This window comes from Pseudomonas sp. USTB-Z (genome assembly GCF_019691255.1).
GTDB lineage: Bacteria > Pseudomonadota > Gammaproteobacteria > Pseudomonadales > Pseudomonadaceae > Aquipseudomonas > Aquipseudomonas alloputida.
This window is the reverse complement of record NZ_JAECZP010000007.1, coordinates 1-21992: the sequence shown is the minus strand read 5'-3', so window position 1 is coordinate 21992 and position 21992 is coordinate 1. Positions and strand designations below refer to the sequence as shown.

Sequence of the window (21992 nt, the reverse complement as noted above, 5' to 3'; positions counted from 1 at the left end):
AGAAGTTGGCCCATCTCTTGCTCAACAAATCTCACCGGTAGCCAACGGCGGTTACCCCACTTGAATCCCGACAAAGACGTCGCTCTCCCCTCCACGCCCGTGGAGCGGGTAGCGGCGTCTTTTTCGTTCCGTTGTACTACCGAGTGAGGTGTTCGATGAGTACCAGCTTCTGGAAATCCGGGCATGTGCCCACGCTGTTCGCCGCATTTCTGTATTTCGACCTCAGCTTCATGGTCTGGTACCTGCTGGGCCCGCTGGCGGTGCAGATTGCTGCCGACCTGCAACTGAGCGCACAACAGCGGGGCCTGATGGTGGCCACGCCGATCCTGGCCGGGGCAATCCTGCGCTTTGCCATGGGCGTTCTGGTCGACCGCCTGTCGCCCAAGACGGCTGGCCTGATCGGCCAGGTCGTGGTCATCGTCGCCCTCGCCGCAGCCTGGTACCTTGGCGTACACAGCTATGAACAGGCCCTGCTGCTCGGCGTGTTCCTGGGCTTTGCCGGTGCGTCCTTCGCCGTCTCGCTGCCGCTGGCCTCGCAGTGGTACCCGCCACAGCACCAAGGCAAGGCCATGGGCATCGCCGGCGCCGGTAACTCCGGCACGGTGTTCGCGGCCTTGCTGGCACCGGCACTGGCAGCGGGCTTTGGCTGGAACAATGTGTTCGGCTTTGCGCTGATCCCGCTGTCACTGGCGCTGGTGGTGTTCGCCCTGTTGGCGCGCAATGCCCCGCAACGGCCCAAGCCGAAAGCCATGGCCGACTACCTCAAGGCACTGGGCGACCGTGACAGCTGGTGGTTCATGTTTTTCTACAGCGTTACCTTCGGCGGTTTCATCGGCCTGGCCAGTGCCCTGCCCGGCTACTTCAGTGACCAATACGGCCTGAGCCCGGTCACCGCCGGCTACTACACCGCCGCTTGCGTGTTCGCCGGCAGCCTGATGCGCCCGCTTGGCGGCGCCCTGGCTGACCGTTTTGGCGGCATCCGCACCCTGCTGGGCATGTACGGCGTGGCCGCCATCTGCATTGCCGCCGTCGGCTTCAACCTGCCCTCTGCCGCGGCCGCACTGGCGCTGTTCGTCAGCGCCATGCTCGGCCTGGGGGCCGGCAATGGCGCCGTGTTCCAACTGGTGCCCCAACGCTTCCGCCAAGAAATCGGGGTAATGACCGGTCTGATCGGCATGGCCGGTGGCATCGGCGGCTTCCTGCTGGCGGCCGGGCTTGGCACCATCAAGCAGCACACTGGCGACTACCAACTGGGGCTGTGGCTGTTCGCCAGCCTGGGCCTGCTGGCCTGGTTCGGCCTGCACGGGGTGAAACAGCGCTGGCGCACCACCTGGGGCTCGACTGCAGTCACTGCAGCGCGGGTCTGAGGCACGCCGATGAGCCTGCAACTGAGCTTTGCCCAGGCCAGCGCCACCGGGCCGCGCGCGGAAAACCAGGACGCCCTGCGCCTGGTGACGCCGGCACCAGAACTGGCCGCCAGCAAAGGCTACCTGTTCGCGCTGGCCGACGGCGTCAGCCAATGTGCCGACGGCGGCCTGGCGGCACGCGCCAGCCTGCAGGCACTGGCCCTGGATTACTACGCCACGCCGGCCACCTGGAGCGTAGCCCAGGCCCTCGACCGTCTGCTGCTGGCGCAAAACCGCTGGTTGCGCGCCCAGGGCAGCGGCCAGCCGTTGTTGACCACGCTTAGCGCGTTGGTGTTGCGCGGCCGACGCTTTACCCTGGCCCATGTAGGCGACTGCCGGGTGTACCGCTGGCACGAGGGGAACCTGCAATGCCTGAGCGAAGACCATGTCTGGGACCAACCGGGCATGCAGCATGTACTGAAACGGGCACTGGGCCTGGACCAGCACCTGCTGGTGGATTACCTGGAAGGCGAGCTGCAACCGGGTGAATGCTTCCTGCTGCTCAGCGACGGGGTCTGGGCCAGCCTGGGCGAACAGCACATCCAGGCCGTGCTGCGCGAGCAAACTGACCTGCAACTGGCCGCCGACACCCTGGTGGCCAGTGCGCACCTCAACGGCAGCAAGGACAACGCCAGCGCCTTGCTGGTGCAAGTCGATCAACTGGGCACGGCTAACCTGGGCGATACCCTGGCGCAACTGCAACAATGGCCAGTGCCCGGCCCGCTGCGCGAAGGCCAGGTGATCGACGGCTGGCAGGTCGAAACACTGCATGCGCACAGCCGCCAGTCCTTGCTGTACAAAGTGCGCGATAGCCAGAACCAGCCTTGGCTGCTCAAGACCCTGCCCACGGCACGCGAACAGGAACCGGGGGCGGCACAAGGGCTGTTGCTGGAAGAGTGGTTTCTGCGCCGCATCGCCGGCCGGCACTTCCCCGAGCTACACACCGCCAGTCAGCGTCAGCACCTGTACTACGTGATGCGCGAATATCCCGGCCGAAACCTGGCGGCGTTGCTGGCCGAACAAGGCCCGCTGCCCTTGCCGCAATGGCTGGAAGTCGCACGGCAACTGCTGCAGGCAGTCGGTGTGCTGCATCGGCGCAACTTGCTGCACCGCGATATCAAGCCAGACAACCTGCACCTGGGCCGTGATGGCCAGCTGCGCCTGCTGGACTTCGGCCTGGCTTATTGCCCGGGCCTGTCCGAAGACCCGCTGCACGAGCTGCCCGGCACACCCTCGTACATCGCCCCGGAAGCATTCGAAGGCCACCCGCCCAGCCCGCGTCAGGACTTGTATGCAGTGGGCGTGACCCTGTACCACCTGCTGACCGGACACTACCCGTACGGCGAGGTAGAGGCCTTTCAGCGCCCGCGCTTCGGCCAGCCGGTCAACGCCGCGCGCTACCGACCCGACCTGCCGGAATGGCTGCAGCACAACCTGCTGCAGGCCGTGGCGAGCGACCCGGCGCAGCGCTTCGAAACCGCCGAACACTGGTTGCTGCTGCTCGAGCGCGGCGACCGCCAGGAACTGCCCAGCCGACCCCGGCCGCTGCTGGAGCGCGAGCCGCTGAAGGTGTGGCGCACCCTGGCCCTGTTGTCGTTGCTGATCAATTTGATACTGCTGTTCACCCTGCTCAAGGGCTGAACGCACCTTGCCGATGAGGAAACCCTGATGAATGCAAAAGTATGGCTGGTCGGTGCCGGCCCTGGTGACCCTGAACTGCTCACCCTCAAGGCCGTGCGTGCGTTGCAGCAAGCCGCCGTGGTCATGGTCGACGACCTCGTCAACCCGGCAGTGCTCGAGCATTGCCCGCAGGCCCGGGTAATGACCGTGGGCAAGCGCGGCGGCTGCCGCTCTACACCGCAAGCGTTCATTCAGCGCCTGATGCTGCGCCACGCGCGACAGGGCCGTTGCGTGGTGCGGCTCAAGGGCGGCGACCCTTGCATCTTCGGCCGTGGCGGTGAGGAGGCACTTTGGCTGCAGGGCCATGGCATCGAAGTGGAGGTGATCAATGGCATCACTGCCGGCCTTGCCGGGGCCACGCAGTGCGGGATCCCCCTGACTTCACGGGGCGTGAGCCGAGGGGTGACGCTGGTGACGGCGCACACCCAGGACGATAGCGAGCTGAACTGGGCGGCCTTGGCTCAGGGCGGGACAACGCTGGTGGTCTACATGGGGGTGGCGCGGCTGGAACAGGTGCGCCAGGGATTGCTGGCGGGGGGCATGGCGCCGGGAATGCCGGTGGCGATGATCGAAAATGCCTCGTTGCCGCAGCAGCGGGAGTGCAGAAGCGATGTGCAGGGAATGGTGGAAGCTGCGCGGGCGTTTGGCTTGCGTAGCCCGGCAATCCTGGTGATTGGAGAGGTGGTGGGAGAGCAACAGGCTGTGGGGCGGATCGCAATCGCAGGCTAACAGCAGGAACAGCCTTCAAGGCCGGTTAAACCCCAGGCAAAGAAAAACCCGGCCGAGGCCGGGTTTTTCATGAAGCTTCAAACCAATTACTTGGCCTGGGCTTCTACCTGAGCTTCAACGCGACGGTTGACAGCACGGCCTTCTTCGGTGGCGTTGTCAGCAACCGGACGGGTTTCGCCGTAGCCAACCGAGTCAACACGGCTGGATTCTACGCCGTACTGCTGGGTCAGCACTTGCTTGACAGCGTTGGCACGACGCTCGGACAGCTTCTGGTTGTAAGCGTCTGGACCCACGGAGTCAGTGTGACCTTCAACCACGGTGGTGGTTTGTGGGTACTGCTTCATGAAGTCAGCCAGGTTTTTGATGTCGCCGTAGCTGTTAGGCTTGACGACCGACTTGTCGAAGTCGAACTTGACGTCCAGCTCAACGCGAACGACTTCGGCAACAGCCGGGCAGCCGTCGGCGTCAACGGTAACGTTGGCCGGGGTGTCTGGGCACTTGTCGACGTTGTCGCACACGCCGTCGTTGTCGGAGTCGGAGCAGACTTCAGCAACTGGAGCAGGAGCAGCTTCAGCTTGCTTCGGGCTACCGCCGAAGTTCAGGCCAACACCAACGCTCGGGGCCCACTCGGTGTCGCCCTGGTCGATGTTGTACTGAGCTTCTACGCCGGCACGAGCATAGAACATGTCGGTGATGTACCACTTGGCGCCAGCGCCAACGTTGGCGAAGGTGGAGTGGTCACGACCGCCACGGCCGGTCTGGCCCAGCGACTGGTGCGAGAAACCAGCGGAAACGTACGGACGGATGGCGTCGTACGGGTTGTTGAAGTGGTAAACGGCGTCCAGGGCGGTGTTCGAGCCCTTGATGTTCTTGCCGTCTTCGCCACGAGCGTTGTGCACTTCGTCGTAGCCCAGACGCAGCTCAACGTCGTCGGTCAGGAAGTAACCGATCGAGCCGCCGAACAGGTTGCCGTCGTTCTTGAAGTCGCGCTGGCTGTCGAAGAATTCTTTCTTGTAGAAGATTTCAGTCTCGACGGCGCCTTGACCTTGTGCCATAGCGCCAATCGAAGTGGCGGCTACAAGCGAACCAATGGCCAAGCCCAAGGTGTTTTTCAATTTCATCCGTTAAATCCCCATCTGGTGATAGTTAAGCAGTCCCACCACAAACAAGAGGGACAACTCGACGGCGAGTCTAGCAGAACTCGCCGGTTCGTTAGAGATATTTGCACGCCACTAAGTTTCATCAAGGCCGGCAAATTTCTCCCGAAGCTTGTCTAGCGCGCGCTTGTAACGCATTTTCGTCGCGCTCAGGCCCATGTGCATGATGTCGGCAATTTCCTGAAACTCCAGCTCTGCGACAAAACGCAGCACCAGAATTTCCCGGTCAATCGGGTTCACATGCACCAGCCACTTGTCCAGCCCGCCTTTTTCTTCCGGCTTTGGAGCCTTGTCCTCGGACGCCTCTTCAACAGGGTCCAGACTCAAGGCATCCATCAACCGACGTTTGCGACGCTCCTTGCGGTACTGGGTAATGCACTCGTTGTAGGTGATGCTGTAGAGCCAGGTCTTGAACTTCGACTTACCCTCGAAGTTTTTCAGCCCGTACAGCACTTTCAGCATCACTTCCTGACAGACATCGTCCGCGTCACGGTCGTTCCCCAGATAACGCGCACAGACGTTGAACAGGGTCCGTTGGTAGCGCCGCATGAGCTCTTCATAGGCGCGAGTAACGTGGTACAGCTCCTCATGCGAACGCGCCACCAACTCTTCGTCTGTGAGCTCGCGGGGGTCATAGCGCATGGGCGGCGAATGAACTTTATTCAAAACGGATCTGGCCGACAGTCAGGTCAATGTCGCCGCGCGACCCCGTGGGTCGAATTTCGCGGCGGCATACATTAACAGCTTTTGTGCGGTTAGCGGCTATTGACGCGCTGTTCAAGCAGCTCGCGGTTAGACAGCGACACCAGTTCGCCATCATCGGTCAACAGCGTCGTCTTCACCGTACCGATCTCCTCGATATGCCCTTCGACCTCTCCAATCCGCACCTGCTGGCCCACTTGGTACAGCTCGCGCACGTAGATGCCGGCCAGGATCTGCCCGGCAATTTCGCGACTGCCAAGGCCCATGGCCAAGGCAACGGCCAGACCAACGGTAATCAGCCCGATAACGATGACGTGGTTCAGCAGGTCGGTTTTCACTTCCAGCTGGCTGATGGCCACCGAGATGCTGATGATGATCACAAGGCCTTGGGTGATACGCCCCAGGCCTGCCGAGTACTCCAGGCCGATGCCTTCGGCAGCGCCACGCACCAGGCCGTTGGCCACCTGCGCCAGCAACACGCCGGCCAGCAGCACCAGGGCCGCGCCGAACACTTTGGGCAAGTACAGGGCGAGCATGTCGAGGGTTGCCGAAACCCGCTCCAGGCCCAGCGATTCGGCGGCCGAGACCAGGAAGATGAGCAGCACGAACCAATAGACGATCTTGCCGATCAGGGTCGAGATTGGCACCTGGATGCCGCCCCGACCGAGCATTTTGGTGAGGCCGGTACCGGCCATCAGGCGGTCCAGGCCAAATTTGGCCAACAGTTTGGACAGCAGCGTGTCGAGCAGCTTGGCCACCACGAAACCGAGCAGCACCACGACCAGCGCGCCGAACAGGTTGGGGATGAAGTTCGCTACCTTGGTCCAAAGGGCAGTCATCGCGGTGACCAGGCTCTGGGTCCAGAGATCGAGTTCCATATTCAATCGGCCTTATCTGCTTTGCTGCCGGGGGCAGCGTTGCGGGAAGAGTGTCGACGCACCGGCGCAACATGCGCCGAGCCATTGTTCACGGCAATCAGCAGCGCCTGGCTCCAACGGCCAAGCAGGCTGAACAGATCACCCGCGCCAACCTGGCGGTTGGCGGTTTTCAGCACGCGACCCAGGCAAGCGGCGTCGTCCCGGTCGTCCCGGTCATTGCCGGAGGGTGACGCCTTGAGCAGGTCGCGCAGGGATTCTTCAAACGGATCGTGCATGGGCACCTCGCGCAGTGTCAGCAAGAGACGAGATGGCCGGGCGACGGGTCACACATCCCATTGGCACGAAGGTTTCAAATTGCACCGCTATACCCATCGCAACCGCCGGAACAGCCACCACTGCCCCACGGCCAACCCCAGCACGACGATGCAGGCGAACAGGAAGCCCAAAGGGTTTTCCGCCCCGGGGATGCCGCCGACATTGATGCCCAGCAGCCCGGTGACAAAGCTCATGGGCAGGAAGATGCAGGTGATGATGCCAAAGCGGTACATGGTGCGGTTCATCCGCTCGCTGCGCCGCCGGTCCTCGCTTTCCAGCACCAGCGCAGCGCGTTCGCGGGCCAGTTCCAGCTCTTCGAGGTAGCGGATCAGGCTGTTGTTGAGTTCATTCCAGTAATCGGCGTCGGCATTGGCGAACCAGCTCCATTTGCTGCGCGACAACTGCGCGTAGATTTCCCGTTGCGGGGCGAGAAAGCGGCGCAAGCCAGCGGCACGGCGGCGGATCTGCTGCAGGCTGCCCTGCTCCGGGGCATACCGCTCGTCGGATTCGACCTTTTCTTCCTCCAGGTCGACGAGCTCGGCCAGGTCGCTGACCAGGCCCTGGACCTTTTCGGTCAGCAACTCGCCCATCAACAGCAACAGTTCCGAGGCCGATTTCGGTCCCCTGCCCTGTTCCAGCAGCTGGAGAATCTCATCGCTGGCGCGCAACGGCCGCAGGCGCAGCGAGATGACCCGCTGCGCCTCGGCGAAGATGCGTACCGAAACCATGTCTTCGGGCTCGGCACCCGGGTTGAGGTTGACCCCCCGCAGGAACAGCAACAGCTGTTCGTCCGCCATGGGCAGCAGGCGCGGGCGGGTGTTTTCTTCCAGCAGCAGCTCGCAGGCGAACTCGCTCAGGCCGCTGTCGTGCAGCAGCCAGGAACGGGTTTGCGGATGGCTGCGGTCCCAGTGCAGCCACAGGCTCTGCTCCGGTTGCAACTGCAGGTCGTCCAGTTCGGTACGGGCAATCGAGCGCGCGCCGCCTTTGCCATCGAGCACCAGGGCATGCACCAGCCCCCACTGCGCGTTGTCTTCCTCGAACATCAAAGCTCCATCAGCGCGTGCGGCGCATTACTCCGGCATTTTCAGCGGGCTCGGCGAGACCAGCACGCCATTGTTGTCGGCATACACATACTCACCCGGGCGGAAGGTTACCCCGGCGAAGGTCACCACCACGTTGAGATCGCCAATACCGCGCTTGTCAGTCTTCATTGGGTGGCTGGCCAGGGCCTGCACGCCAACGTCGGTCTGAATCAGCACGTCGACATCACGCACACAGCCGTAGATCACCAAGCCTTCCCAACCGTTTTTTGCGGCTTTTTCGGCGAGCATGTCGCCGAGCAGCGCACGGCGCAGCGACCCCCCGCCATCGACCACCAGCACTTTGCCCTTGCCGTCGAGTTCGACCTGCTCCTTGACCAGCGAATTGTCCTCGAAACACTTGATGGTAACGATCTGGCCACCAAACGAATCGCGGCCACCGAAATTGCTGAACATCGGTTCCAGCACTTGTACCAGGTCCGGGTAGGCGTCACACAGGTCGGGCGTTACGTAATGCTGCATGGGAAGCTCCTGTCAGTCACAACGAAAGCGGGTATCGGCCAAGGCTACACCTTGGAGGCTGTCGCAGTCATCCGGGACCGGGCAGTCATTTGTATTCATCCTGTCTCGGCCCTTCCACGCGTGACCCGTTCCTGCACAAGAACGCGCCGTTATCCAGGTGTAGGAGCGGGTTTACCCGCGAATACGGTAGCGGCGGCAACGGTGAACGGCCGGTGGAAATTGGCCAGCAGGCCCGGCCCTTTCGCGGGTAAACCCGCTCCTACACGACGGCCTGTGTCCCACCCCCGATGTGCGTCCACCACCAATCCGTTGTAGGAGCGGGTTCACCCGCGAAGAGGCCATGACAGGTACAGCAAACTCAACTGGCAGGCACAGGTTCCGCAACGACAGTGGACGCATGCACGGGCAGCAGCGGGTTGCGCAGCCAGCGCTCCACCAGCGGCCACACCTGCACCTGCGCGGCCTTGCTCACCAGCATGTCGACATGCCCAAAGGCCTCGAAACCTTCTTCACGACCCAGCCGCAGGAACTGCTTGCGCTCGCCGCCCAACTGCTCGAACAGCTTGCGACAGGCCCACACCGGGTCCTGGAAGTCCCCTGCACCGGCCACTGCCAGCAGCGGTACATCCACTTCAGCCAGCCCTGCCCACCAATCGTTCTGCTTGTCGCCAAAGCGCCCGAACAGGCCGTGCCAGCGCATGCTCTCCAAGGCGAGGCCTATCGGCTCGTCTTCAGGCCCACGCTTGAAGCGCGGCCCGGATATCTGTCCCCAACGCTTGAGCACCAGCTTCGCGCCCCAAGCCAGCGGCGGCACTTTTAATGGCCAATAGACACGGCTGATCTGGGTACCGAACAAGGCCACACTGGCGACTTGCCCAGGCTCCAGGAAGCCGCCACCCAGTGCTGCCGCCAATGTCGTACCACCCAGCGAATGGCCCACCCAGTGCGGCGCCTGGCCCGATTGCTCGCGCACGAAGGCGTTGATCAGCGGAAGGTCATCACGGGCGTAGGCAGCAACACTGTTGTGCTTCCAGGCAAGGTTGCGCGGCGACAAGCCATGGCCTCGCATTTCCGGGATCCAGACATCGAAACCGGCGCGCGCAAGGTAGGCGCCCAGGCCAACCCCTTTGGGTGAATACCAGAAACGCCGATTGGAAAAACTGCCGTGCAGGAGAATGACCGGCACGCCTTGGGCCTGAACCTGGTCGGCCAGCCCCAGACGGGTGATGGCGAGCTCGACGCTGGGGTCCGGGCCGTTACCGGCCTTGATCCGATACACGTCTTCGCTGAGATCGCCGCGGCGCTCGGCACTGAGCAGGGCCACGGGGAATAGAGTGCTGCTGCTTTGCATAAGGTTGCTTGGTGCACAAAAAAGGGCGGGGTCCATTGCTGGAGCTCGCCCTGGAAAAAACCAGGCAGGAGGACGCCAGACGTCCCCCCGCGTTTTACTGCATCAGGCCGCGCCTTGGCCTTCGGCCAGGAAGAACCAGGTCTCGAGTACCGAGTCCGGGTTCAGCGACACGCTTTCGATGCCCTGCTCCATCAGCCACTTGGCCAGGTCCGGGTGGTCCGATGGGCCTTGGCCGCAGATGCCGATGTACTTGCCAGCCTTGTTGCAGGCGGCAATGGCGTTGGCCAGCAGCTTCTTCACCGCAGGGTTACGCTCGTCGAACAGGTGGGCGATGATGCCCGAGTCACGGTCCAGGCCCAGGGTCAGCTGGGTCAGGTCGTTGGAGCCGATCGAGAAGCCGTCGAAGTATTCCAGGAACTCTTCGGCGAGGATGGCGTTGGACGGCAGTTCGCACATCATGATCACGCGCAGGCCGTTGTCGCCGCGGGCCAGGCCGTTTTCGGCGAGCAGGTCGACGACCTGGCTGGCTTCGCCCAAGGTGCGCACGAACGGCACCATGATCTCGACGTTGGTCAGGCCCATCTCGTTGCGCACGCGCTTCAGCGCACGGCATTCCAGCTCGAAGCAGTCACGGAACGATTCGCTGATGTAGCGCGACGCACCGCGGAAGCCCAGCATCGGGTTTTCTTCTTCCGGCTCGTACAGCTTGCCGCCGATCAGGTTGGCGTACTCGTTGGACTTGAAGTCCGACAGGCGCACGATGACCTTTTTCGGGTAGAAGGCCGCCGCCAGGGTGCTGATACCCTCGACCAGCTTCTCGACATAGAAGCCGACCGGGTCGTTGTAGCCGGCAATGCGCTTGTCGACGCTGTCTTTCAGGTCGGCAGGCAGGCCCGCGTAGTTCAGCAGTGCCTTGGGGTGCACGCCGATCATGCGGTTGATGATGAACTCCAGGCGTGCCAGACCGACACCGGCGTTGGGCAGCTGGGCGAAGTCGAAGGCGCGGTCCGGGTTGCCGACGTTCATCATGATCTTGAACGGCAGTTCCGGCATGGCATCGACCGAGTTCTGCTTGATGTCGAAGCCCAGCTCACCTTCGAAGATGAAGCCGGTGTCGCCTTCGGCACAGGAAACGGTCACGCCCTGGCCGTCTTTCAGCACCTGGGTAGCGTTGCCGCAACCGACAACCGCCGGGATGCCCAGCTCACGGGCGATGATCGCCGCGTGGCAGGTACGGCCACCGCGGTTGGTGACGATGGCACTGGCGCGCTTCATCACCGGTTCCCAGTCAGGGTCAGTCATGTCGGAGACCAGTACGTCGCCCGGCTGGACCTTGTCCATTTCCGAGACGTCGTTGATGACGCGAACCTTGCCGGCGCCGATACGCTGGCCAATGGCACGGCCTTCGACCAGCACGGTGCCTTTCTCTTTGAGCAGGTAGCGTTCCATGACGTTGGCGCTGGAACGGCTCTTCACCGTTTCCGGGCGGGCCTGGACGATGTACAACTTGCCGTCGTCACCGTCCTTGGCCCACTCGATGTCCATCGGGCGCTGGTAGTGCTGCTCGATGATCATGGCCTGCTTGGCCAGCTCGCTGACCTCGGCATCGGTCAGGCAGAAGCGTGCGCGCTCGGCGCGGTCGACTTCGACGGTCTTGACCGAACGGCCGGCCTTGGCTTCTTCGCCATAGATCATCTTGATCGCCTTGCTGCCCAGGTTACGGCGCAGGATGGCCGGGCGGCCGGCCTGCAGGGTGTTCTTGTGCACGTAGAATTCGTCAGGGTTGACTGCACCCTGCACCACGGTTTCGCCCAGGCCGTAGGCGCCGGTGATGAACACCACGTCGCGGAAGCCCGACTCGGTGTCGAGGGTGAACATCACCCCGGCTGTGCCGGTTTCCGAGCGGACCATGCGCTGCACGCCGGCAGACAGAGCCACCAGCTTGTGGTCGAAGCCCTGGTGCACGCGGTAGGCGATGGCACGGTCGTTGAACAGCGAGGCGAACACTTCCTTGGCCGCGCGGATCACGTTGTCGACGCCACGGATGTTGAGGAAGGTTTCCTGCTGGCCGGCGAAGGAGGCGTCCGGCAGGTCTTCGGCAGTGGCGGAAGAACGCACGGCAACGGCCATGTTGTCGTTGCCGGCGGCCATTTCGGCGAAGGCCGTACGGATTTCCGAATCCAGGCGTGGCGGGAATTCGGCTTCCATGACCCACTGGCGAATCTGCGCGCCGGTCTTGGTCAGGGCATTGATGTCGTCAACGTCCAGCGCGTCGAGCGCGGCGTGAATGCGGTCGTTCAGCCCACTCTGCTCGAGAAAGTCACGGTACGCCTGAGCCGTAGTGGCAAAGCCGCCCGGCACCGACACGCCGGCACCGGCGAGGTTACTGATCATCTCGCCCAGGGATGCGTTCTTGCCCCCCACATGCTCCACATCATGGACGCCGAGCTTATCGAGGGAAACTACGTACTCTACCAAGGTGATCTCTCCACTAACTGTGTTGGAAAAGCTCAAAAGGCGCCCGCCTGTCTTCTATGACTTGGCCGGGCGTTTGTGGCCTGTACCTGGAAAATAGGCGCTGCAAATGTGGCAGAATGTCGACAGCCGCATTCGGCAAACCGAACTTATCATATCCAAGAATCGTCATCAGCTTAAGGCCCAGATCGCAAATGAAACGAACCGCGTTCTTCATCTCCGACGGCACCGGTATCACTGCCGAAACCCTGGGCCAGAGTTTGCTCGCGCAATTCGAGAGCATTCCATTCAACAAATTCACCCGTCCTTACATCGATTCGCCGGACAAAGCGCGGGCCATGGTCCAGCAAATCAACGCTGCGGCCGAGCGGGATGGGGTCCGCCCGATCATCTTCGACACCATTGTCAACCAGGACATCCGCGAGATCCTGGCGACGTCGAATGGCTTCATGATCGACATCTTTTCTTCGTTTTTATCCCCTCTTGAGCAGGAATTGATTGCCCATTCGTCGTATTCCGTGGGCAAATCCCACTCGATCGGCGGCAATTCAAACTACATGGAACGCATCGAGGCGGTGAATTTCGCCCTGGATAACGACGATGGTGCACGCACCCACTACTACGACAAAGCCGACCTGATTCTGGTTGGCGTGTCGCGTTGCGGCAAAACCCCAACCTGCCTGTACATGGCCATGCAATTCGGCATCCGTGCCGCCAATTACCCGCTGACCGAGGACGACATGGAGCGCCTGCAGCTGCCGGCGGTGCTGAAAAAGCACCACAGCAAGCTGTTCGGCCTGACCATCGACCCCGACCGCCTCACCGCCATCCGCCACGAACGCAAGCCCAACAGCCGTTATTCCAGCTTTGCCCAGTGCGAATTCGAAGTGCGTGAAGTGGAAAGCCTGTTCCGCAGGGAGAACATTCCCAATATCAATTCCACGCATTTTTCGGTGGAAGAGATTTCCGCCAAGATCCTGGTCGAAAAAGGCGTGGAGAGACGGTTCAAGTAACAGCCCCGCCCCCCTGTAGGAGCGGGTTTACCCGCGAATACGGTAGCGGCGGCAACGGTGAACGGCGGGTGTAATTGGGCCCGCTGGGGGGGCATCTTGGCGGGTGAACCCGCTCCTACACGACGGGCTGCGCCCAACCCCCGATGTGTGTCCACCACCCATCTGTGTAGGAGCGGGTTCACCCGCGAAAGGGCCCGCCCAGGCATACAAAAAAAAGCCCCGGCATCACTGCCGGGGCTTTGTTTTACCTCACCACAAGGCTCAGGACGGCACCACCGCTGCCTGCCCGCTCATGGCCAGGTCGACCAGCTCGCGGTTGGCCACCGCGTACATCGCATAGTCAGTGCCCGTGGCATTGCGCAGGTCGTCGAGCATGGCGCGCCAGCGCTCCACCATTCCCCGATGCTGCTCTGACCACAACGCCACGCGGGCATCCATGTCTTGCGGTGCATCGACCATCTGCAGGACCGAAATGGTGATCGCCCGCTGCTGCAAGTCGATATCGTCGCGGAATGCCTCGCGCGCCAGCGCCTGCCAGTTGTTTTCCACCGGCAGGTTGCTGATTTCCTGCAGGTACCAGGTCAGGTCCAGCGCGCTGCCCACGGCGAAGAATGCCTTGGCCACCTGCGCAGGCTCATGGCCGGTAACGTCGGCCGCCTCAATGATCGGCAGCAGGGTGTACAGGTGGCTGGTACCCGCCACCATCCGCGCCAGCAACTCCGGCACACCGGCGTCGACAAAGCCTTGGTAGCGCACCATCCAGCGTTCGCGGGTGGGGCCTTCGAGCAGCTCATCCAGCTTCAGACCCAGCTGCGCGATCTTCGGCCCGAAGTGCGCGGTATCGCGCCCGGCGTCCTGTTCGTTGCGGCGGCTACGCAGGAACCAGCGGGTGGCACGACGACCCAGTCGCATCAGCTCGTCCATCAGGGTGAGCTGGATTTCTGCCGGCACCTGATAGTCCAGCGCCTCGATCTGGCGGAACCAGTGCGGCAGGTGGAAGATATCGCGCACGATCACGTAAGCACCGGCCACGTTGGCCGGGCTCATGCCGGTCGACTCCTTCAGGCGCTGGACGAAGGTGATACCCATGTTGTTGACCAGGTCGTTGGCGATCTGGGTGCTGACAATTTCGCGCTTCAGGCGGTGGCGGCGCATGGCCTCGGCGAACTTGCTGACCAAGGACGGCGGGAAAGCGGTTTCCATGTCACGGGTCAGGTAGTCGTCGTCCGGCACCAGCGATTTGAGCAGTTGCTCCTTGAGGTCGATCTTGCTGTACGAGATCAGCACCGACAGCTCGGCGCGGGTCAGGCCGTGGCCGGCAGCCAGGCGTTCGGCCAACTGCTCTTCGGACGGCAGGAATTCGATGGCACGGTCCAGCTTGCCCCGCGCCTCGAGGTCGGCCATCAGGCGCTTGTACTCGGCAATCCGCTCGCGGGCGCGGCGGGCAGCCAGCGACAATGCCTGGGTCTGCTTGTAGTTGTTGCCCAGTACCAGCCCGGCGACTTCGTCGGTCATGCTGCCCAGCAACTGATTGCGCTGCTTCTCGGTCATGTCGCCACCCTGCACCACTTCGTTGAGCAGGATCTTGATGTTGACCTCGTGGTCGGAGCAGTCCACGCCGCCGGCGTTGTCGATGAAGTCGGTGTTGGTGGCGCCGCCGTTCAGGCCGAACTCGACGCGGCCGAGCTGGGTCATGCCCAGGTTGCCGCCCTCGCCCACTACCTTGCAGCGCAGTTCGTTACCGTTGACCCGCAGCGCATCGTTGGCCTTGTCGCCGACATCGGCGTGGCTCTCCGTACTGGCCTTGACATAGGTCCCGATGCCACCGTTCCACAGCAGGTCTACCGGGGCCTTGAGCAGCGCATTGAGCAACTCGGTCGGGGTCAGGCGGTCGGCTTCGATGGCGAAGCGCTCTTTCATCTGCGGGCTGATGGCGATGCTCTTGGCACTGCGCGGGAAGATCCCGCCGCCTTCGGACATGATGCTGGTGTCGTAGTCGCTCCAGGCCGAGCGCGGCAGGTCGAACAGGCGCTTGCGTTCAGCGAAGCTGGAAGCGGGCTCCGGGTTGGGGTCGATGAAGATATGCAGGTGGTTGAACGCTGCCACCAGTTGCAGCTTGTCGGACATCAGCAGGCCATTGCCGAACACGTCGCCGGCCATATCGCCCACACCAATGACGGTGATCGGGTCTTCCTGCACGTTGATGCCGCGCTCGCGGAAGTGGCGCTGCACGCCCACCCAGGCACCGCGCGCGGTAATGCCCATCTTCTTGTGGTCGTAACCGGCCGAGCCGCCGGAAGCAAAAGCATCGCCCAGCCAGAAACCGTAGTCGATAGCGATGCCGTTGGCGATGTCGGAGAAGGTCGCGGTGCCTTTGTCGGCCGCGACCACCAGGTACGGGTCGTCATCGTCATGGCGCACCACGTTGGCCGGCGGCACCACGCCACCGTCCTTGAGGTTGTCGGTGATGTCGAGCAGGCCGGAAATGAAGATGCGGTAGCACGCCACGCCTTCGGCGGCAATCTCGTCACGGCTGCCGCCCAGCGGCAGGCGACGCGGCAGGAAACCACCCTTGGCGCCGACCGGCACGATGACCGAGTTCTTCACCTGCTGGGCTTTCACCAGCCCCAGCACTTCGGTACGGAAGTCCTCTTCGCGGTCGGACCAGCGCAGGCCACCACGGGCAACGTTGCCAAAGCGCAGGTGCACGCCCTCGACGCGCGGCGAATAGACGAATATCTCGAACTTTGGCACCGGTTTGGGCAGTTCGGGGATCAGCTTGGGGTTGAACTTGAAGCTGAAGTACGACTTGTTCTGGCCGTTTGCGTCGGGCTGGTAGAAGTTGGTACGCAGGGTGGCCTTGATCAAGTCCAGGTAGCGCCGCAGGATGCGGTCTTCGTTGAGCACCTGCACGTCATCCAGGGCGCTCAGGATGGCCTGTTCCAGGCGCTGCTGCTTGTCGTCAAGGTCGTCCTGGGTCAGCTTGCGCGCCAGGTAGAAACGGGTCTTGAACAACCGGGTCAGCTCACGGGCGATGTCGGTGTGGTTGTTCAGGGTGCTGGCGATATAGCCCAGATCGAAGCCCAGACGGATCTGTTTCAGGTAACGGGCGTAGGCACGCAGCAAGGCCACGTCGCGCCACGGCAAGCCGGCGGTGAGCACCAGGCGGTTGAAAGCGTCGTTCTCGGCGTCACCACGGACGATGTGGATGAAGGCGTCCTGCAGGGTGTCGTTGAGCTGCTGGATGTCCAGGCTCAAGCCTTCGCTGTAGGTGAAGGCGAAGTCGTGGATCCAGTATTCGCGGCCATTGGCATGGCGCAGGCGGTACGGGAACTCGCCGAGCACGCGCAGGCCGAGGTTTTCCAGAATCGGCAGCACGTCGGACAGCGCCAGCGGCGTGTCGGCGTGGTACAGCTTGCAGTGCAGGATGCGCTCGCCCACCTGGGTCAACGGCTGGTAGAAGCTCATTGCCAGCGGCTTGCTTTCAGACAGGTTCAGCACATGCTGCAGGTCGACCACCGCCGAGTGCGCGGCGAAGCGCTCGCGGTATCCGGCCGGGAAGCCTTTGGGGAAATCGGCGAGGATGTTGGTGCCCTGGGCTTCGCCGAAGTTCTCCACCACCAGTGCCGAGTAGTCGTCATGCCACGAGCGGCAGGCCTGGATGACTTCGCGTTCCAGCTGCTGCGGGTCGATGTCGATACGGTTCTTGGGGTCGACCCGCAGAATCAGTTGCACACGGGCCAGTACCGATTCGGAGAAGAAGGTCCAGAACTCGCAGTCGCTGGCCTTCAGGCGCTCCATCAGCACCTGCTGGATCTTCTGCCGCACTTCGGTGGAGTAGATTTCCCGCGGGACGTAGGCCAGGCAGTAGCAGAAGCGGCCATACGGGTCTTTGCGCAGGAACACGCGGATCTTGTTGCGCTCCTGAATCTGCACGATTGCCATGACCGTGCTGAACAGCTCGTCGATCGGCGTCTGGAACAGGTCGTCGCGCGGCAGCACTTCCAGCACCTGGGCCAGTTCCTTGCCCAGGTGGGCCTTGGGATCGAAGCCCGAACGGCGCTCGACTTCGGCCACCTTCACGCGGATGTACGGAATGGCATGCACGCTTTCGCCATACACCGACGAGGTGTACAGCCCCATGAAGCGGTGCTCCTTGATGACCTTGCCGTCGGCGTCCAGCTGGCGGATCGACACATAGTCCGGGTAGGCCGGGCGATGCACGCGGCTGGGCAGCGCAGCCTTGGCGAACGACAGCAGCAGCGGCTCGTTGAGGTAGGCCACAGCGTAGTCTTCGATGCGCAGCTCTTCTGCGGTCAGGCCCACGCGCAGACGGCGCGGCAGGCCGAGGAACGACTGCTCGTCGTAGACCATCTGGCCGCCATCGGCGTCGCCCTTGACGGTGAATTCTTCATAGCCCAGGAAGGTGAAGTGGTTATCCAGCAGCCACTCGAGGAAGGCCTTGACTTCGCCCTTCTCGTTTTGGGCAGGACCAAAGCCGGTCTGTTCCACCTGCGCCACCACTTCACGCAGCTTGGCCTTCATCGGCTCGAAGTCGGCCACCACCACCCGTACCTCGGCCAGCACCTGCTCGATCTCGCGGGTCAGCACTGTCAGCTCGGCGGCATTGGCGCAGCGGTCGATCTCCAGGTACATCAGTGACTCGTAGCGCACGCCCTCGCCCTGGGTGCCCTTGGGCAGCAGTTCCAACAGCTCGCCCTTGGCGCCACGGCGCACGCTGAGCACGGTGGTTTGCAGGGTGTGGATGCTGTAGCCACGGCGGTTGAGCTCGGTACGCACCGAGTCGACCAGGAACGGCAAGTCATGGTGCAACACTTCGACCACGGTATGGGTCGACTGCCAGCCATTGCGTTCGTAATCAGGGTTGTACACCCGCACTTGCGGGTATTCGGGGTCGAAACGCTCGATGATGCGCCAGGCTGACAGGGTGCAGCCGGCCAGGTCGGAAAGCCTGCGCTGGGTGAGTTCGTCCAGAGAGATGATGCCGAAGAACTGCTCGGCGAACAGCGCCACTTGTGGCAGGGACTGCTCGCTGATGTGCTGCGCCAGGGCCGCTTGCAGTTGGTGCTGGAAGTCGGCTTTGCTGGCTGCGGTGAAGAACGCCATCTGTGGTACTCCGCTTGGGCTTTGTAATAATTGAAGCGTCGCTGCGTGCGCCGTGTACGGATCAACGATAGCCAACCCGTGGCATGACGGACGGTAAAAACCAGACGTTGAACGTGCGCAGGCACGCCCAGGGCTCGCCGAAGCTTAACGACTGATCGGTCATCTACGCTTGCAGCGCTGCGACAATTTCGGTCAAGGGGCGGTAACTTTACGTTTATGCCTGTACGCAAGACTGTCAGAATTCCCTTCCGTTTCCTTTGACCCGAGCCTGCTCATGCAAATCAACACCGCCCTGCTGTTCGCCACCCCTTGCGATGACGAGGAAGACAACATGGCGACCCTGTGCTGCCACAGCGACAAGGGTCAGATGTTCCTGCTTACCCGTTACCCGGACGAGGACACCGTCGACCTGACGCTGGATGACGAGCCGTCGACACTGGATGGCCTTAAGGTGACCCTGAGCGCCAAGCGCCTGCTGATTGAAGTGGCGGCCGGCGACCGGGACGCGCTGAAGGGGGATGAAGCACTGGAAATCACCCTGACCAGCGAGCTGAGTGACATGGATGAAGTGAAGGAAACCCTGGAGAACATCCTGGCCGGTACTGGAACCTTGGTCTGCGAGCTTTGAACCCTGCCCCTGCCTAGTGGGAGCGCGGTCCCTGGGGAGCAACTGTCTTGCTCAATTTCTAAAAGCTGACGCGATCCCTGTGGGAGCGGCCTTGCGTCGCGAAAGGGCCGCGCAGCGGCCCCAGGATCCCGACATCATGCATAGATTGCTGGGGCCGCTTTGCGGCCCTATCGCGACACAAGGCCGCCCCCACAATGATCAGGCCAGCGCCTGTTGCATCTCTTTGGCCTGCACCCGCAACGCCTCGCAAAACGGCTCCACCGCTGCCGATGCCGGCCGATGGTCCGGGCGTATGAGCATCACCTGATAGGGCACCGATACCCGTAACCTGCGGATCGGCAACCCGCCTTGCGCCGCCTCCAGCCCGCTCAGTGGGTTGATGATCGCCACCCCCAGGCCTTGCCTGACCATGGCGCACACCGAAGCGGCACTGGTGGTTTCGATGACCGTGCGGCGGTTAACCCCGGCCGCACGAAAGTGCTGATCCAGACGCTGGCGGTAGGTATCCAGGCTGGCCAGGTTGATGAAATCGACCTCATGGAAATCACTCAGCTCCAGTTCAGCCTTCACCTGCAGCGGGTGGTGCTCGGGCAACACGCACACCATGTTGGCACTGAACAGCAATTCACCATACGCGCCGCGCGGTATCTGTTCGACTTCAGTCAGGCCAAGGTCATGCTGCTGGGCAACCAGTGACTCCTCCAGCAAAGGCGACTCCTGCGCCAGAATGCTCACACTCACACCGCTGTGCTGCTGGTGAAAGCGCTGGCAGGCCTTGGGCAACAAGGTTTGCGAGAACAGCGGCAGGCAGGTGATGGCCAGCCGGCCCTGCTCGAAGTTGCGGATGGCCTGGGCAAAGCGATCGATCCGCTCCAGCCCGACGTAGGCGCGCTCGACCTCTTCGATCAACAGCAGCGCCTGGGCCGTCGCCACCAGGCGCCCGCCCTCGCGCTCGAACAGGTTCAGGCCAGTCACCTGCTCCAGCCGCGCCAGTTCGCGGCTGACGGTCGGCTGCGAGGTGAACAGCAGGCGCGCCGCACCGGTGACACTACCAGCGGCCATGATGGCGCGGAACACTTCGATGTGGCGGACGGACAGTTTCACGGCAGCACCCGGTGAGTCGACAATGGGTATATCAGATATGAATGACTTGCAGAAAAATAGCTATTTTTCTGAATTCCCGCTTTGATTCATCCTCGTGGCCTTCCTTATCCGAGTAGCGCCACCATGACCGCACCCTTCACCCTTCTGGCCGAGGCGGTTCGCCAGCACGGCTCGCCGCTTTGGGCGTACGACGCCAGCACCATCGCCGAGCGTGTCGAGCAGTTGAACGTATTCGACACCGTGCGCTTCGCCCAGAAAGCCAACCCCAACCTGCATGTGCTACGCCTGATGCGCGCCCATGGCCTGGTGCTGGACGCCGTGTCGCTGGGTGAAATGGAGCGGGCCTTCGCTGCGGGTGCAAGCGTGGACGGTGACCCTGCCGGCGTGGTGCTGACCTGCGACGCGCTGGACCGCCCCACCTTGGAGCGCGTGGTGGCGTCAAAGATCGAAGTCAATGCCGGCTCCATCGACATGCTGCGCCAACTGGGTGAACGCTCGCCCGGCCACCGCGTGTGGATCCGCATCAACCCAGGCTTCGGCCATGGCCACAGCCGCAAGACCAATACCGGCGGCGAAAACAGCAAGCATGGCATCTGGCACGAAGAGCTGGACGAGGCGCTGGCGTGCATCAAGGCCCATGGCCTGCACCTGGTGGGCGTGCACATGCACATTGGTTCCGGGGTGGACTACCAGCACCTGGAACAGGTGGCCCGCTCGATGATCGAGCTGATCGGCCGCCTGGGCGTGGACATCGAGGCGTTCTCCATCGGCGGCGGGCTTTCCACCCCTTACCGCAGCACCGACAAACCGGTCGACCTGCAGCGTTATGCGCAGACCTGGGCGGTGGCGCGCAAGGAGATCGAAGCGATGCTCGGCCACCCGGTGCGCATGGAGATCGAACCCGGGCGCTTCCTGGTGGCGGAGTCGGGCTACCTGGTGGCCGAAGTTCGTGCCGTGAAACAGGTGGGGCGCAATACCTTCGTCATGATCGACGCTGGCTTCAACGACCTGATGCGCCCGGCGATGTACGGCGCCTACCACGGCATGACCCTGCTCGATGCCGATGGCCAGGCAGTAGATCGCCCGCGCCAGCCGACCGTGGTGGCCGGGCCGTTGTGTGAATCGGGTGATGTGTTCACTCAGGATGACCAGGCGCTGACCCCGCAGGACCTGCCTCAGGCACAGGTGGGCGACCTGCTGGTGATCCACGATGCCGGGGCCTATGGCGCGTCGATGTCGTCGAACTACAACAGCCGGCCGCTGCTGCCGGAGTTCCTGATCGAGAACGGTACCCTGCGGATGATCCGCCGGCGCCAGACGGTGCAGGACCTGCTGAGCCTGGAGGCGGATTTCTAAAGATCGCCCCCAGGCGTGCACACTCTTTTGCGGGCACGCCCGCTTCCAACTGACCTTCACCTCCAGCTTCATCCCCCGGCACGCTCAAGCTGGGTGCGATCGGGCCGCTTTGCGGCCCTGTCTCGATGCGGGACCGTATTTAAAAAAGCGACCAGGGTGGCTCTGCACCCGATAGCCATGGCGCAACGAGAGGCAGATGGGTTGACGCGCAAGGCGACAAAAAGCCTGCCAACGTCAACGATACCGTTTAATCAGAAATTTCCTACGCACCTATCGGAAGCGCAATGCTCCTTTGAGAAGTGATTCCTCGCTAGTGTCCAGCCTCGGGTCGAATGCAACGCTTGCATGCATTTGATGATCATCCCTGCTCGCTGGAGCTATACATGGACTCGTTGAAAGAAACCCTCGAACTGTGCAGGCGCATCACCTCCGGCTACCGCCCTGCCCTGCGCAACAGCCCCGTCGCCGACTGCACCCGCCGCTTCGAACTGCTGCCCCTGCGCTACGCC

16 protein-coding genes are annotated in these 21992 nt (G+C 62.7%); 6 read left to right on the top strand and 10 right to left on the bottom strand.

Annotated elements, in window-relative coordinates; all coding sequences use genetic code 11:
- The first annotated feature begins 155 nt into the window (after positions 1-155).
- The 3 genes from I8746_RS10135 to cobA are packed head-to-tail and all read left to right on the top strand — an operon-like array spanning position 156 to position 3815.
- Positions 156-1367 (top strand): NarK/NasA family nitrate transporter, encoded by a 1212-nt coding sequence (locus tag I8746_RS10135; RefSeq protein ID WP_003248674.1) that lies wholly within the window; start codon positions 156-158, stop codon positions 1365-1367.
- 9 nt (positions 1368-1376) lie between these two features.
- The gene (locus tag I8746_RS10130; RefSeq protein ID WP_088513642.1) at positions 1377-3047 is read left to right on the top strand and encodes a bifunctional protein-serine/threonine kinase/phosphatase; all 1671 of its coding nucleotides are present in this window, start codon (positions 1377-1379) and stop codon (positions 3045-3047) included.
- Positions 3048-3074: 27 nt separating this feature from the next.
- Positions 3075-3815: a uroporphyrinogen-III C-methyltransferase gene (gene cobA, locus I8746_RS10125; RefSeq protein WP_003248669.1), complete on the top strand. Its 741-nt coding sequence runs from the start codon at positions 3075-3077 to the stop codon at positions 3813-3815.
- Between the two features lie 86 nt (positions 3816-3901).
- On the opposite strand, the gene I8746_RS10120 is transcribed toward cobA, so the two are convergent.
- The 8 genes from I8746_RS10120 to ppsA form a co-directional block, all read right to left on the bottom strand.
- Positions 3902-4936, bottom strand: coding sequence for an OmpA family protein (locus tag I8746_RS10120; RefSeq protein ID WP_010953090.1), 1035 nt, complete (start codon positions 4934-4936; stop codon positions 3902-3904).
- 111 nt (positions 4937-5047) lie between these two features.
- Positions 5048-5614: an RNA polymerase sigma factor SigX gene (gene sigX, locus I8746_RS10115; protein ID WP_003248665.1), complete on the bottom strand. Its 567-nt coding sequence runs from the start codon at positions 5612-5614 to the stop codon at positions 5048-5050.
- A gap of 113 nt (positions 5615-5727) precedes the next feature.
- Positions 5728-6552 (bottom strand): mechanosensitive ion channel family protein, encoded by an 825-nt coding sequence (locus tag I8746_RS10110; protein WP_003248659.1) that lies wholly within the window; start codon positions 6550-6552, stop codon positions 5728-5730.
- A gap of 2 nt (positions 6553-6554) precedes the next feature.
- A complete protein-coding gene (locus I8746_RS10105) occupies positions 6555-6827 on the bottom strand; it encodes a hypothetical protein (RefSeq protein WP_003248657.1) in 273 nt (90 codons plus the stop codon).
- A gap of 87 nt (positions 6828-6914) precedes the next feature.
- Positions 6915-7910 carry a zinc transporter ZntB gene (locus I8746_RS10100; protein ID WP_003248655.1) on the bottom strand — a complete coding sequence of 332 codons (996 nt, stop codon included), beginning with the start codon at positions 7908-7910 and terminating at the stop codon, positions 6915-6917.
- Positions 7911-7937: 27 nt separating this feature from the next.
- Positions 7938-8429: a ribonuclease E activity regulator RraA gene (gene rraA, locus I8746_RS10095; protein ID WP_003248652.1), complete on the bottom strand. Its 492-nt coding sequence runs from the start codon at positions 8427-8429 to the stop codon at positions 7938-7940.
- Between the two features lie 358 nt (positions 8430-8787).
- Positions 8788-9780: an alpha/beta fold hydrolase gene (locus I8746_RS10090; RefSeq protein ID WP_014753965.1), complete on the bottom strand. Its 993-nt coding sequence runs from the start codon at positions 9778-9780 to the stop codon at positions 8788-8790.
- 102 nt (positions 9781-9882) lie between these two features.
- Positions 9883-12258 carry a phosphoenolpyruvate synthase gene (ppsA, locus tag I8746_RS10085; protein ID WP_012053190.1) on the bottom strand — a complete coding sequence of 792 codons (2376 nt, stop codon included), beginning with the start codon at positions 12256-12258 and terminating at the stop codon, positions 9883-9885.
- A gap of 191 nt (positions 12259-12449) precedes the next feature.
- Here ppsA and I8746_RS10080 point away from each other — a divergent pair, with 191 nt between their 5' ends.
- Positions 12450-13268, top strand: a complete 819-nt coding sequence (locus tag I8746_RS10080) for a pyruvate, water dikinase regulatory protein (RefSeq protein ID WP_003248634.1) — start codon at positions 12450-12452, stop codon at positions 13266-13268.
- A 261-nt stretch (positions 13269-13529) separates the two neighbouring features.
- On the opposite strand, the gene I8746_RS10075 is transcribed toward I8746_RS10080, so the two are convergent.
- Complete coding sequence (locus I8746_RS10075) at positions 13530-18395, bottom strand: NAD-glutamate dehydrogenase (RefSeq protein ID WP_221100588.1); 4866 nt, start codon at positions 18393-18395, stop codon at positions 13530-13532.
- Between the two features lie 274 nt (positions 18396-18669).
- Here I8746_RS10075 and I8746_RS10070 point away from each other — a divergent pair, with 274 nt between their 5' ends.
- Entirely contained in the window at positions 18670-19023 is a 354-nt protein-coding gene (locus I8746_RS10070) for a hypothetical protein (protein ID WP_012053192.1), read from the top strand.
- A 198-nt stretch (positions 19024-19221) separates the two neighbouring features.
- On the opposite strand, the gene I8746_RS10065 is transcribed toward I8746_RS10070, so the two are convergent.
- Positions 19222-20127, bottom strand: a complete 906-nt coding sequence (locus tag I8746_RS10065; protein WP_010953080.1) for a LysR family transcriptional regulator — start codon at positions 20125-20127, stop codon at positions 19222-19224.
- A gap of 123 nt (positions 20128-20250) precedes the next feature.
- Here I8746_RS10065 and lysA point away from each other — a divergent pair, with 123 nt between their 5' ends.
- Positions 20251-21483, top strand: coding sequence for a diaminopimelate decarboxylase (lysA, locus tag I8746_RS10060; protein ID WP_221100587.1), 1233 nt, complete (start codon positions 20251-20253; stop codon positions 21481-21483).
- Positions 21484-21992 lie beyond the last annotated feature (509 nt).

What these genes read in the sequence shown, in the direction of transcription:
- sigX (WP_003248665.1), bottom strand. Translation starts at nt 5,614, where the DNA reads ATGCGCTATGACCCCCGCGAGCTCACAGACGAAGAGTTGGTGGCGCGT.
- I8746_RS10135 (WP_003248674.1), top strand. Translation starts at nt 156, where the DNA reads ATGAGTACCAGCTTCTGGAAATCCGGGCATGTGCCCACGCTGTTCGCC.
- I8746_RS10070 (WP_012053192.1), top strand. Translation starts at nt 18,670, where the DNA reads ATGCAAATCAACACCGCCCTGCTGTTCGCCACCCCTTGCGATGACGAG.
- I8746_RS10100 (WP_003248655.1), bottom strand. Translation starts at nt 7,910, where the DNA reads ATGTTCGAGGAAGACAACGCGCAGTGGGGGCTGGTGCATGCCCTGGTG.
- I8746_RS10105 (WP_003248657.1), bottom strand. Translation starts at nt 6,827, where the DNA reads ATGCACGATCCGTTTGAAGAATCCCTGCGCGACCTGCTCAAGGCGTCA.
- I8746_RS10110 (WP_003248659.1), bottom strand. Translation starts at nt 6,552, where the DNA reads ATGGAACTCGATCTCTGGACCCAGAGCCTGGTCACCGCGATGACTGCC.
- I8746_RS10120 (WP_010953090.1), bottom strand. Translation starts at nt 4,936, where the DNA reads ATGAAATTGAAAAACACCTTGGGCTTGGCCATTGGTTCGCTTGTAGCC.
- lysA (WP_221100587.1), top strand. Translation starts at nt 20,251, where the DNA reads ATGACCGCACCCTTCACCCTTCTGGCCGAGGCGGTTCGCCAGCACGGC.
- I8746_RS10090 (WP_014753965.1), bottom strand. Translation starts at nt 9,780, where the DNA reads ATGCAAAGCAGCAGCACTCTATTCCCCGTGGCCCTGCTCAGTGCCGAG.
- rraA (WP_003248652.1), bottom strand. Translation starts at nt 8,429, where the DNA reads ATGCAGCATTACGTAACGCCCGACCTGTGTGACGCCTACCCGGACCTG.
- I8746_RS10075 (WP_221100588.1), bottom strand. Translation starts at nt 18,395, where the DNA reads ATGGCGTTCTTCACCGCAGCCAGCAAAGCCGACTTCCAGCACCAACTG.
- I8746_RS10130 (WP_088513642.1), top strand. Translation starts at nt 1,377, where the DNA reads ATGAGCCTGCAACTGAGCTTTGCCCAGGCCAGCGCCACCGGGCCGCGC.
- cobA (WP_003248669.1), top strand. Translation starts at nt 3,075, where the DNA reads ATGAATGCAAAAGTATGGCTGGTCGGTGCCGGCCCTGGTGACCCTGAA.
- I8746_RS10080 (WP_003248634.1), top strand. Translation starts at nt 12,450, where the DNA reads ATGAAACGAACCGCGTTCTTCATCTCCGACGGCACCGGTATCACTGCC.